A 12,152-nucleotide genomic window follows, 5' to 3' on the forward strand; every position below is an offset into this window, starting at 1 on the left:
GCATCGTCCGCGCCGGCGCATTTGGCGCAATCCCATGGCCTCGTTCTGGCAGATACTCCCGCATGCATCTGCGTGCATCACCGGTAACCGGGTGTTCCTGCTGGACGTACGGCAGGATCGCTATCTCCTGGTGCCACCATCGATCGAAGGCACCGTCAGAGATTGGCTGACATTTGGAGGTCCTGTCACGGCCCCGGTCAGCCTGACAGATCTCCTGCGAAGCGCCGGTTCGCTCCGCGCACGAGACCCGGAACCGAGCAACTTGGAGTGCCAGACCGTCATGATTCCTCAAGCACTCGCGCCTTCAGATGTGTCGCCTTCGGTTTCAATCGGGGCGATCGCGCGAACATGGCATCTCACATTGTCCACGTCGCTCGCCCTGCGGCGGTACTCGCTGATGTCGCTCCTGGCTTGCGATCGCGGCATTCCCGATATCGAGGATGCACGCGTTCAGAAGAGGATCGCTCACATCTACGATGCAGCAAGATCGAGCGTGCCGGTGCCACGTCGTTGCCTGCTGGATTCTTTGGCTTTGAGACGATGGATGAGAGAGGCGGGCCAATACCCTTCGTTGGTTTTCGGTATCACGGAGGTGCCCTTTTCGGCCCATTGCTGGCTCCAGAATGGTACCGCCGTCCTGAACGACCAATTAGATCAGGTTTCCCGTTTCACGCCGATCCTCGTCGTATGAGCGCGTTTGCGTATATGGCCTTTCTCGCGCCGCAGGATATGGGCCGATCCGGGCGTCTCACGGCTTTCATCGCGGCGTTGCAGGGCCATCCTGGCATGGACGTCGTGCACAAGAGCACCGCACTGCTGGTACTGGCCCCGCCCGAAACGCCGCGCGTGGAGGTATCGGCGGATGGCGGTGTCATCATCGGGTACGTATTCGACCGCGCGACGTCGTCGCGAGCGGTAACCTCACACTCCGATATGCTTGCGCCAGCCGCGCAATTCTCCAGATCGTATTGGGGGGGCTATGTCGCGCTGCGTTCACCCCATCTGACGCCCGAGGTCTTCCGTGACCCATCGGGCGCCGTGCCCTGTTATCACGTTGAAATTGATGGGGTTCACGTGGTCACCTCGGTACCGAACTTGCTCTTCGATTTCAAACTGCTCGAACCCGAGGTCGATTGGTCGGTGATGGCCCAGGCCTTGGTGTATCATGACATCAAGCCAGCACGCACCGCCCTGCAGAATATCGCCGAAGTCCTGCCCGGAATGTCAGGGAAGCTCCATCCGACGGGGTTCGAAACGGCGTGCATATGGTCGCCGTGGCAGTTCATCGAACCCACTGCAGAAACGATCACCTTTGCCGGAGCAGTGCGCAAGGTGCGGCGCGCTGTCACGGATTGCGGTACGGCCTGGAGCGGTTGCTTTGAGCGCCCGCTCTTTGAAATCTCAGGCGGACTCGATTCTGCCATTGTTGCAGCCGTCGCTGCCAAAGCGCCAGGAAGCGCGGCGATAACCTATGGCCCGGTAGTGGGTGATCCCAATGAAGTGCCTTATGCCAAGGCAGTCGCCGACCATTTCGGACTCGAGCTCGCGATCATCGACGCGCGCCCCGATCTCGTCGATTTGAAAAGATCGAGCGCCGCAGGACTGCCTCGGCCCTATGCGCGAAGTTTCTCGCAGGCGTTCGATCAAGCTGCTCAACACCGGGCGCTGGCGATCGGCGCCGACGCATTCTTCTCAGGCGGCGGCGGCGACAGCGTGTTTTGTCACCTTCAATCTCTGTCTCCGATTTTCGACCGTATGGCGTCCGAGGGGTTCGGTCTGGGCGTGCTTGCTTCGATGAACGACGTCGCTTGGCTCGGGAATACGAGCACCTGGGATATTGCTCGTCGCGTGATCCGGCGACGCTTGAAGGCTCGAAAACCGCCATGGCGCGTCGATCATCGCCTGCTCAACCAAGATGCTGTCAAGACGCTTCCGTTTCCGCGCGAGACCCCCTGGGCGCGGGTCCCTGACACCGTCCCGCCAGGAAAGGCGGCGCATGTCTATTCTGTGATGATGATCCAGAACTTCCTCGAAGGTTTCCCACAAACGAAGGTCGCGCCTATCATCTCGCCGCTCCTCTCTCAGCCGGTGATGGAGGCCTGTCTTGCCGTCCCGACATGGCTGTGGTGCACGGGCGGCGTAAATCGGGCCGTTGCCCGCAGCGCCTTTGCCTCGTCGCTTCCGCCATCTGTCCTCGCACGCAGAGGCAAGGGCGCGTTCGACAGTTTTGCCGCTAAACTCATTGTGACGAACCGGCCGGCGATCCGAGATCTTTTGTTTGGCGGTCTTCTGTCGAAACAAGGGCTGCTCGATGAACCGGCGATCGAAAATGCGCTGTCGGACGACGGCGCGCCGCACCGGGTACGGATCGCGCAACTCGTCGATGCCGAAGCCTGGGCGAGAAGTTGGAACGTCACGACGGCGTCGGAAGGCGCTGCTTCATGATTTCCCAGCGCGCAACCTCATCGGAACGACTTAGGTCGCTCCTGCTGATGTCTCGCAGCCAGAAATCGAACCACGCGATGACGCGTTGATACTCCGCGAGACGGTGCGCGGGATGCCATTTGACATGATATTCGTCCGGAAAAACGTACATGTCGATAGCCTTTCCGGCCACCTGCAGCGTGCTGAACGTCTCAAGAGAATCCCGGTATTCGCGGTCTGACACATGGAGGAGGATCGGTGCGGCGATCTTCGCGACATTGCACGCAATGGAAATCTCCAACCAGAAGGGGTCGCAGGCCCTGCCTGGAGCAGGAAATCCCGAGGAGATTTGCTCGTCGCGGAAGGCGATACCAGTTGCGAACATCGTCGTGCTGGGATCACCGCAACAGGTACTGAGCGCGACAGCTCGGAAGCGAGAGCGATGCGACAGAATATATTCGACCGTGGTAGCGCCGTCGCTCATTCCGGTGAGACCGATCCGCTCGCGATCGACGACCCCCAGCTTGATCGCGGCGTCGACGCCGGCTTCGAGCGATGACACCAGCAACCGCCGATCGGCGTTGTTCGTGATGTTAGCACGCTGAAACTCAGAAAAGTTTCGTCCTTGCAGCGCGGTAGCGGGCCAGTTGGTTCGCTGGACCGAAAGGACAGCATAGCCTCGCGCGGCGAGCAAAAAGATTGGAATCTCGTCGCCCGTTCCTCCGCGGAGAAAACCCCGGCTTTCGTATTGAACGACGATCAGCGGGTGGCGCTCACCGGCTTTGTGATGGGGGGGCAAAACGAGATCGCCGTACGACGCGGTGCCGACGCCTGCCGCCCATTGCAAGCGCCTGACCTGTCCCACAGCAACGGGAAAGTCCGGGTTGGGGTCGAACACGGTGCGCCGGGCGCCAGTCCGGACATCGATCTCGACAATCGATCGCGGCCTGGTTGCCTGTTCGGCCGCGCACAGCAGGCGCGCCGCACTCCATTGGCATCCAAAGAGCGCGTCGGCCGTATCCAGAACCGCTTGTGGCGCCTTTTCCTTATCGAGCCTCCAGCGATAGAGCGTCTGGTGCCCGCCCTCCGCCGCGCTGCCGGCTCGAAGGAAGATGATGTCCATGGGGCCCGCCCACCACAGGCCGGCGACGCGTTCGGCGCAAATCGCTTCGGGGCATTTCAATTCCCGACCTTCGGCGACAACGTGAAGCGCGGCTGGACCTGTATAACGGTCGGGGTCAGTTCTGATTGTCCACGCGCGAGCACCGCCGGAGGACAGGGCGAACGCATACGCGCCGATCGGCTTGCCCGCCAAATCCTGAACCGCTGATGGCGAAGGGCTGTCGACGACCGTCCCCGATCGCAAATCGAATGTCTGAACACGCATCGGGATGGGCAAGACGGGCCTGGGCGCCGTCTCGGTTAGCGGCCAAAAGCGCGCGTCATAATGAAAGCCTCTGAACCCCTCTTGCTCGATGGCCCGTTCGCCTTCGGCAACACCGGGCCGGCTTGTCACCAGAACGTGATATCCATCGCGCGTCCAAGCCGCTTCACGGACATCCGAGATCAGATGCGTCAGGGGATGCGCCGGGCCGCCGCCCAGCGCGACAGTCCAGGCTTGTGTAACGCCGTGATCGCGACGCAGATATAGGAGCAGGCGACTGTCGGGTGACCATATGGGCGTTACGACAGCAGCTGCCCCATTTGGCATGTCGGGGATGCCGTGCGTGTCGCCCGCCATCGACACGAAATCGCCGCCGACGTCGAGAAAGCGGGGTGGGCGCTTGCCATCACGCGACAGCAGCATCACGCCGTGGCAGTAACCATCGGTCTCGGTGTCCGCCCGCCGAAGGATCAAGGCGAGCCACTTTCCATCGGGGGAAAGCGCGAAGGGTGCAGCGCTGCTGGCGCGATTATCGTGGCCTCCGAAATCGCGAAGCTCGACGAGGCTGCGGGCGCTCAGCGCTACCCTTGCGGCGCTCCGAGGTGGCATCAATCGTGCAGCGCAGTCCAATGGACCTGCACGCGCAGGGGTGCACCAGCCAATTGCGGCCGCAGCCACCACGAGCATCAGCCGGCTTACCATTCTTTGGTGACCTGAAAGGAGATCACCCGCTTCATCGGATTGGCGTTTTCCGGATCGTAGGCGCTGCCGTAGCTACCGATATAGTAAGCGGCGTAGGGCGGATCGCGGTCGAACAGGTTGGTACCGTTCAGGGCAAGGCGGAGGCCTTTGAACGGGCCGTGCGCGTCGTCGAAGCGATAGCTGAGTTGTAGATCGAATGTCGTCCAGGGTGAGACGTGCTGCGGCAACGGGTTAGACGTGTTCGTGTAGCCGGCGACATAGTTACAGAACAGCACGGCACCAAAAGTGGACGAGGTCCATGCGAGTCGACCGCGCCCTCGCAGATCCACCGGATTGCCGAGCGTGTTGACGACATCGTTAAACGGGGCATTGGCGGTGAGCCCCTGCCGAATGAATAAGATATAGGTCGCATTCGCCCCGACTTCGGCCCGACCCCCGAACAGATCTGTCGCGTACTCGAGCGTCGCATCCAGTCCCGTTTCCTTGACGACCGAAAGGTTTTTCAGGCGAGCATCCACTACCGCGGCAAAGGGCTCGGTCGGGGAGATATTATCGTAATCGACAAAGCCCGGCGCCGCGTAAAGCGCTGCGACACGCGCCGGGGATGGATTGGCTTGCGTGATCCCCGCATAGACCGACCGGTTGGTGAGGAAGCTGTACAATTGGGCAGCGGCAGATGCGATGCGGTCGCGATAAACGATATTGAAATAGGTCAGTCCGGCATGAAAACCTGGAAGGGCTGCCGGGCGTAGATCCCAGCCCAGCGTCCACGTCGTCGCCTTTTCGGGCCGCAAATTCGGGTCATTTCCGCGCAGGACGATGACGTTCGCCATTCCGGACGGTGCGCGCGGGTCGGGTATTGCGGTCGAAAAGCTGAATGTATTTCCCGGGAGCTGTTGAAGCTCGCTGAAGCTGGGCGCCCGGAACGACGTGCCATAGGTGCCGCGGAGCGTGAGGCCGTTTGTCGGCTCCCAGGACACCCCGACCTTCGGGTTCGTCGTATTGCCGACGTCGCTATACCGCTCGGTCCGCAGCGCCATCGACACATCGATTCGGTGGAAGCCGGGAAGAGTGAGACCACCGCCGAAGACCGGCACGAGCAATTCGCCATAGGCCGCTTTCACCCGCCTCGCGCCTGGAAAAATGGCCGGCGCAAGTGTCACGGGCGTCAGCGTCGAGCTATCCGAAATCGTGCCGTTATCGGTGAACTTCTCGAAACGATACTCCCCTCCGACCGCCAACCGAACATCGCCCGCCGGAAGCGAAAAAAGCGGCCCATCAGCGCTAAGCGATGACGACCAGGTGACCGACCCAAAGGCATTATGGGTCGATCCACGGATTGCATCGATCGTCGCTGGGTTCGTGGAAGGGCCGTCGCCGAACAGATTATAGGCCGTTGCCGGATTGGTATCGGCCAACGCCAGTGCGAGCCGCGCGGTATTGACGCGGTTGAGGATGTCAGATGTCTGAAACGCTTTCCCCCAAGAGCCGCGTAGGTCGATCGTCCAAGGGCCGCGCTTGGACTGGAGGCCGAGCGTACCACCATAGCCATCTGCCCGGCCGGCCCGGGTCTCGTTCCCGAGATCGCGGTTGAAAGCGTAATTGACGCCGACCGGCAGGTGGGTGCCGACTGGATCGACATAGAAGGGGTTGGTCACCGGTACCGTGCGCCGCCGGTCGAAACTGGGCCGCTCTCGGACGTCGTATCGCCGGAGCGTGAGAAGGCCGTTTGCGTAGAAGCGGAAGCCGTCGCCGAGCTCTTGGCTGAGCGCCGCGAAACCCGAATGCCGCTGTTGCTCGGGAAGGATATCGGCACCGTCCCAGGAGTCGGCCAGATTGACCGTGCCCGCCTTGAGTTGTGATGCTGTCAGCCCGACACCGTTCTGTCCCGCTGGGATCGCGAACGACGTACCACCAGCGTAAATGGTGCCTGGACTGGCGTAATTGGTGCGATGATCGGCCCCGCCGAATGCCTGCAAATCATCCGTCGCAAAATCGCGATCCGAAGCTCGCAGGCGGTTCCGCTTATAGAATTCGTAGGCCAGGACGAGATGCCCGCCGGACCAATGCGTGCCGACAATCTGGCTCGCCTGGAACTCTTGCGCCGCGCCATCGGCCGAGCCGTATCGCAAACTGGTTTCTGCACCTTGGAAGTTCAGGCGCGGTATGATGTTGACGACGCCGGCAACGGCGTCGGAGCCGTAGATGGCGGACGACCCATCGGCGATGACCTCCATACGCTCGATCGCGGACACCGGGATCATCGAGACGTCGGAGAATAGGCCACCATAGCCACTGAGCGGCGCGCGATCGCCATTCAGCAGCACCAGGGTGGAGGACGCCCCGAGCCCGCGCAGGTTGATGCTCGCGCCTTGCGTAGCGTTGAGATTGGCGTTGTCGTCGAATGTGCCGCTGGTGCTGTCGTTTGGACCGCCCCCAAAATTCTGCGGGATAGATTGAAGGATCTGCTGGGTCGTCGCGAAGCCGCTCTCGTCGATCGCCTTACGATCGATCGAGATTACCGACGACCCGACAGGACCGCGCCCCCGGATCCGCGTTCCCGTGACCAATAGGTCCGGTCCACCGCCGTCGCCCTCGATTGCGGTTTCCCGTTGGATCACGAGCGTATTGCCGACAGCGACCGCCTGCAGGCCTGTTCCCCGGAGCAACAGCGAGATCGCCTCGAAAGCCGTGTAATGCCCCTTGATTGCCTTCGATTTCAGGCCTTCTGCCAGCACCGAGGGTACGATGACTTGCTGCCCAGACTGCAGGGCGACCTGCTGAAGCGCCAGTTGAAGACTTTGCGCGGCTATGTCGAAGTCGCGCGGGCGATCGCTCTGGGCGGCGGCGGGCGTCGCCAAGGCGATCACGGCCGTGGTGGTGAGCATCCAAATCGTCTTGTGCAGTAACATTATCATTCCCCCGCTGCCGGGCCGCAACTGCGGCGCGGAGGGGAAGACAACGCGGGATCAAATCACCCCCCGTTTTATTTGAGCGGGGACGAATGGCGTTTAGCCACGTCGCAGGACGATGTCGCCGTTGGGCGTATGATCCGCTCGAAGCGAAAACGCCGCGGCGATGCCCGCGGCGAGCTGATTGATAGGGAGGGGACGGAAAGCGCCTGTTACCAGCAAAGAACCCAGGTTTGGTTCCGCGAGCCGGATCTTGGTTTTCGAATAGCGGTTGGTCTGTTCGAGGAGGTCGGCAAGCGGAGTCTTGTCGAAACCGAGCATGCCGCTCGTCCATTGGTCCTCGCCTTTTCGCAGCGGTGCGATTGTGGCTGGAGTTCGCGGCGTCGTGGTACGCAGCGTTTGACCTGCGATCATGTGTGCAGCGCCGGCGGCGGCTTGCGTGACGTCGACCTTGCCTCGCAACAAATCCACACGAAGCGAACCGCGATCGATAAAGACGTCGAAAACCGTACCCTTGGCCGTGACGGCGTGCCCGGCCGCCTCGACGATGAAAGGACGAGCGGCATCATGGGCGACATCGAACCGTGCCCTGCCACTGAGCAGACGGACGGCACGCGCTGTATCGGACAGCGCGACATCGACCCGGCTGTTCGTATCCAGGATCATCGTCGAACCGTCGGTGAGGCGCTGCTGCCGGATTTGGCCGATCCGCGTTGAATAGTTTCCGTTTTTTGCCGCCATCGCACCAGGGTCGGAAAACGGACGGCTGCTTACAATTATCGCGCTCGTGACGCTCAGCACGACGAGCGCTGCGGCGGCGATTCCGTAAAAGACGGGTCTTGGGCGACTCGCGAAGGATCGCGCACGCGAGAGACTACGATGGCGCGCCGTGTCGCTATGGCGCATCGCCGAAGCAAGCGTATCCGCGCGTTCGATGCGTGCATAGGCCTCGCGATGTCGCGGATCGCGTGCGCGCCAGCGCTCGAATTCCAGACGCGATAGCGCTGCATCGGGCCCGGTCATGCGGGCACGCCAGTCAGCCGCTGCGATACGGAGAGTTTCCTCGGCCTCCCCGTGGCCGCCTGTCTTTGCCATCAGCGCAGATCCAGCACGCGGTCCAAATGTGCGAGCGCCCGGCTTATCTGCTTCTCGACGCCTTTGACCGACATTCCGGTATGCTCGGCAATCTCCGGATAGGTCATGCCATCAAGCCGACTCGCCATGTAAATCTCCCGCGTCTTCGGCTTCATGCTGCGCATTGCGACTTCGAGCCGCGCGAGACTATCACGCGCCTCCAACCGTGAAAGCTCGGACGGTCCAGCGACGGGGTGATCGTGTATATCGACATGAGCGGCATCAAGATGGCGCATAGCAGCCTTTGCGCGATTACGCAGGAGGTTGCGAGCAGTGGCCAGCAGATAGGCCCTGGGATTCAAGATCTGACCAGCGCGCATCGCATCGCTGGCCGAGAGTTTCATAAAGGCTTCCTGGGTCAGATCGCTCGCCTCGTCGGCAGAGGCCCAAGAGCGCGCGAAGAAGCGCATGAGCGTGAGTCGCTGGTCACGGTAAAGCATCTCAAGTTCGACGGCACGTGGCGGAGCCCCGCGCTCGGGCGTGAGATCTTCAGCTCTGGGGACGTCTTTTCGCACCGCCTGCCTCCAAGTCTTGCGAGACAGGCGGGCGTGAAGCCGGGCGTTGAGAACAAGTTTGAGACCTTGCGCTGACGCCTTTAGCGGTGAAGCCTGGACATACGCGCCAGCCACCCGGACAGAACACGTCCGACGGTATTTTCTGCTCAACAAGGTTCTCACGCCTCGACGTCCCCTGCCAGGTGACGCACTTCTAGGCATACGGACGCCGCGATTATAATCAAGCCATCTTAGCGCATTTTTGATAGCAACTATCTGAGAAATGGTCCTGTTGTCGTTGGCTAGCAGGCTCGCGCACAAGATGAGCGCGATCGCGCGAGGCTTGCCGAATTAGGGACAGAGCCGGAAGGAGCGCGGAATGTCCGACGTCGCGCAGGGCGATGAGCGTCACTGGATCTGTCCACCGCGAACAGAACCGTCGGCGGATTGGTTGCAGGCGATCACACGGTGGTCGGCCGCGATCGGCCCGCTATCGCTGGCCTATTCTCGGCAGCCGTCATCGTTCGGATTGGAGCTTCGAACGGCATATTACGCTTTGCTGCGCGAAACGGACCTTTCGCCTTCGGACAACGACTTTTGGGCGAACAAATGCCGTACCCTGTTCGCACGGCCGGCGGTCGAGCCGATCGTAACCTCCTTCTGGAAACGACCCGGAAACCTTGCGCTCGACCGCGAAAGTGCGTTGCACCTTGCCACTTTGCTAGCTGGGCAGTCCGTCGGTTACCGCAAGGTACGGGCGGTAGGCCGGTCGTGGCGAGGCGATGTCCATTTCGAGCCTTTGGCAATTGCAACCGGGTGGCAGGCGGTGATTTCAGAAGAAATCCGACACGAGCGGCGGGGCCAGCCAATCTATGTGTTCGCACGAACGATCATGGCGCACCCCTTCACTGACGGAAATGGGCGGTTTGCAAGAGTATTGTTCGCATCGATCCTTGCGCGGGAGTTCGGCCTGCCTCTGCCCTGCATCGCCTTCGCGCCCTCCTTCTACCGTTATGGCGAGCGCCTCCATGATGCGATGGCGTGGCTTTCGATAAGGGGAGATTGGCAGCGACTGACACAGGTCATGATCGAGATTGTGGATGACGCAGTGAATCTGACCAAGATGGCGTCTTCGGTCACGTAGCCCGTCTCTATGAACGCCGCCGCTCGATCGCATCGCCTGATCTGCGCAATGATGTCCAGGCGGACCGGTCGTCAAAGCGAGGCACTAAGAACATCGAAGTGCATCCGCTGCGAAATGCGGCTCGTTTTCTTGGATACGTGGCGTTTTATTCGCGCGGCAAGCCAGTCCAGGATCAAGCAGTCGATCCTAAGCAAGCATGGGCTTTATCTGGAGCTGCGGCTCGCGTTGCCATTGTACCGACGATCGACGCGTGGTGTCGTCCCGACCGAGCCGGGGGTGCGCTTTCTCGTGATAGCACGACAGATCATCGAGGACATCGACACGCTTGCCGGTGTGTCACTCTACCTCGCAACGGGCGAAGCCGGCATCCTGCGCTTGGGATTTGTGGCGCACTAGCGACGCCAGACCTGTCAGCAGGCCCGATGGGCTATCGTTTGGACTTTCTGAAACTCGAAACCACGCAGCGGCGCAAAATCACGGGCTGAGGCGACGGTTTTGAGGCGACCGACCGGCTATCGATAGCAAAGAGTCAAAGTTCAAAATGATACATGCCCATGGTTTAATGCACCTGCCTCACGCGACCTGACGCAAGGGCTCGGTGGTCAGGGCTGCGCGAGACGCCGCTCGCAGACTTCGCGTACCAACGTCTCGAGCACCGCGACCCGCTCCGCGATCCAGCCGATCTCCTCGTCGGTCAGGCGGTATTCGTGGGAGTAGCGTGCGTTGACATAGGCCAGCCGCACAAGCTCGAAACAGCGCCGCGAGAACTTGTCCTCGCGCGGCCAGGCGGCGATCAGCTCGGGCGCGATCTCCTCGCAATGCGAGCGCAGGAAGTTGAGTCGGTGCGACTTGGGACTGTAGAGCGTCAGCACGAGCAGAACGGTGTGATAGAACCGCTCGGTCGCCTGATGGAAGTTGAACGCGGCTAATTTGGAGCTGCTGCGCGCGCGGTGAAATTCCGCACCGGCTGCAAACTCACTTGCTGTTGAATACCACTCGTCGAAATAGCGCTGAGCCTCGGCGTGCGCTTCCTCAGGCGGTAGATTGCGCGGCTGCGCAAACGGATGCCCCTCAGCCTCGTAGAGCGTGATCCCCTGCCGCACGATGTCGCCGAAGAACGGGCGGCCATGCTCGAGCTGCCGGTTCACGTCTTTCAGCGTGTGAACGATGAAGTTGACCGGCGCGGACAGCGCGCCCGTGATCGTCGCATCGCGCATCAACCGGTCGTCGGCGGCGCTCCAGTAATCGACGAAGTCGGTTAGTTTGTCATGGCTGACGACGATCAGAATGTCATAGTCGGACGCGTAGCCACCGACCGGATCGGAGACCCAGTCACCACGGGCGTACGATCCATAGAGCACGATCTTGAAGATTCGCGCGACCTTGCCGAACCCGTTCGATCTGGTTGTCGCCGACTCGAACTCGTCAAACAGCACGCGCACAACATGCGCCAGCTCGCGCTGTTTGGACGACGGCAAATGGTCGAGGTCGGTCTTCATACGGAACAGAATCGTCGTAAAGCAGCTTGAAGCCAAGCCCCTAATCCATCCTTTGTGCTACGCGCCGCCGGATTTCGAGCGTTGCGACGAAGCACAATGTTTCGAGGCGCATCGTCGAGCGCGGTTTCCCACAGATCCGACCGCTGAACGGCAATAAGGGTGGATGCACGAACCCGCTGCGCGGGAGGGCGTGTGCGGCATGGTTGAGGTGAAGGAAAGAGCGTTGCGCGCCGGTTGAGCGATGCAGGACGCAGGCAGAGCATCGGGCTCCACCAGAAGGAGCCTCACCATGCACATCCTCGCACCCGCCGTGGCTGTCAGCCCGCTACGCCAGCGCCTCATCGACGAGATGGAGATGCGACGGTTCTGTCGCGAGACGCAGCGCAACTACATCCGCGACGTCGGGCGGTTCGCCACATTCCTGGGGCGCTCGCCCGACACCGCAACGGCGGAGGATGT

General features: G+C 61.4%; 9 protein-coding genes. 4 read left to right on the forward strand and 5 right to left on the reverse strand.

Translation table 11 applies throughout. From position 1 onward, the window contains the following. The first annotated feature begins 34 nt into the window (after positions 1–34). Both EAH76_RS16255 and EAH76_RS16260 read left to right on the forward strand, forming a co-directional pair. Positions 35–691, forward strand: a complete 657-nt coding sequence (locus tag EAH76_RS16255; RefSeq protein WP_140851304.1) for a lasso peptide biosynthesis B2 protein — start codon at positions 35–37, stop codon at positions 689–691. Continuing rightward, a complete protein-coding gene (locus EAH76_RS16260; RefSeq protein WP_140851305.1) occupies positions 688–2,445 on the forward strand; it encodes an asparagine synthase-related protein in 1,758 nt (585 codons plus the stop codon). The genes EAH76_RS16255 and EAH76_RS16260 overlap by 4 nt, the downstream gene beginning before the upstream one ends. Here EAH76_RS16260 and EAH76_RS16265 read toward each other — a convergent pair. The 4 genes from EAH76_RS16265 to EAH76_RS23990 all read right to left on the reverse strand — a co-directional run bounded on the left by EAH76_RS16265 (position 2,414) and on the right by EAH76_RS23990 (position 9,071). Beyond that, positions 2,414–4,510, reverse strand: coding sequence for an Atxe2 family lasso peptide isopeptidase (locus tag EAH76_RS16265; RefSeq protein WP_140851306.1), 2,097 nt, complete (start codon positions 4,508–4,510; stop codon positions 2,414–2,416). The two genes, EAH76_RS16260 and EAH76_RS16265, sit on opposite strands and share 32 nt — an antisense overlap. Then, the gene (locus EAH76_RS16270; RefSeq protein WP_161989068.1) at positions 4,504–7,422 is read right to left on the reverse strand and encodes a TonB-dependent receptor; all 2,919 of its coding nucleotides are present in this window, start codon (positions 7,420–7,422) and stop codon (positions 4,504–4,506) included. The genes EAH76_RS16265 and EAH76_RS16270 overlap by 7 nt, the downstream gene beginning before the upstream one ends. A gap of 99 nt (positions 7,423–7,521) precedes the next feature. Continuing rightward, entirely contained in the window at positions 7,522–8,517 is a 996-nt protein-coding gene (locus EAH76_RS16275; protein WP_140851308.1) for a FecR family protein, read from the reverse strand. Further along, a complete protein-coding gene (locus EAH76_RS23990) occupies positions 8,517–9,071 on the reverse strand; it encodes an RNA polymerase sigma factor (RefSeq protein ID WP_161989069.1) in 555 nt (184 codons plus the stop codon). The genes EAH76_RS16275 and EAH76_RS23990 overlap by 1 nt, the downstream gene beginning before the upstream one ends. Before the next feature lie 358 nt (positions 9,072–9,429). On the opposite strand from EAH76_RS23990, the gene EAH76_RS16285 reads away from it, so the two are divergent. Together EAH76_RS16285 and EAH76_RS16290 are read left to right on the forward strand one after the other, a co-directional pair. Continuing rightward, entirely contained in the window at positions 9,430–10,194 is a 765-nt protein-coding gene (locus tag EAH76_RS16285) for a Fic family protein (protein ID WP_140851310.1), read from the forward strand. A gap of 9 nt (positions 10,195–10,203) precedes the next feature. Continuing rightward, complete coding sequence (locus EAH76_RS16290) at positions 10,204–10,590, forward strand: LysR family transcriptional regulator (protein WP_140851311.1); 387 nt, start codon at positions 10,204–10,206, stop codon at positions 10,588–10,590. A 206-nt stretch (positions 10,591–10,796) separates the two neighbouring features. Here EAH76_RS16290 and EAH76_RS16295 read toward each other — a convergent pair whose 3' ends face one another. Continuing rightward, entirely contained in the window at positions 10,797–11,693 is an 897-nt protein-coding gene (locus tag EAH76_RS16295) for a HEPN domain-containing protein (protein ID WP_140851312.1), read from the reverse strand. Between the last annotated feature and the right edge of the window lie 459 nt (positions 11,694–12,152).

It is taken from the genome of Sphingomonas glacialis (assembly GCF_006439055.1).
GTDB lineage: Bacteria > Pseudomonadota > Alphaproteobacteria > Sphingomonadales > Sphingomonadaceae > Sphingomonas > Sphingomonas glacialis_A.

Excerpts from the sequence above, each read along its gene's own strand:
- EAH76_RS16285 (WP_140851310.1), top strand. The coding sequence starts at position 9,430 with ATGTCCGACGTCGCGCAGGGCGATGAGCGTCACTGGATCTGTCCACCG.
- EAH76_RS16295 (WP_140851312.1), bottom strand. The coding sequence starts at position 11,693 with ATGAAGACCGACCTCGACCATTTGCCGTCGTCCAAACAGCGCGAGCTG.
- EAH76_RS16290 (WP_140851311.1), top strand. The coding sequence starts at position 10,204 with ATGAACGCCGCCGCTCGATCGCATCGCCTGATCTGCGCAATGATGTCC.
- EAH76_RS16260 (WP_140851305.1), top strand. The coding sequence starts at position 688 with ATGAGCGCGTTTGCGTATATGGCCTTTCTCGCGCCGCAGGATATGGGC.
- EAH76_RS16275 (WP_140851308.1), bottom strand. The coding sequence starts at position 8,517 with ATGGCAAAGACAGGCGGCCACGGGGAGGCCGAGGAAACTCTCCGTATC.
- EAH76_RS16270 (WP_161989068.1), bottom strand. The coding sequence starts at position 7,422 with ATGTTACTGCACAAGACGATTTGGATGCTCACCACCACGGCCGTGATC.
- EAH76_RS16265 (WP_140851306.1), bottom strand. The coding sequence starts at position 4,510 with ATGGTAAGCCGGCTGATGCTCGTGGTGGCTGCGGCCGCAATTGGCTGG.
- EAH76_RS16255 (WP_140851304.1), top strand. The coding sequence starts at position 35 with ATGGCCTCGTTCTGGCAGATACTCCCGCATGCATCTGCGTGCATCACC.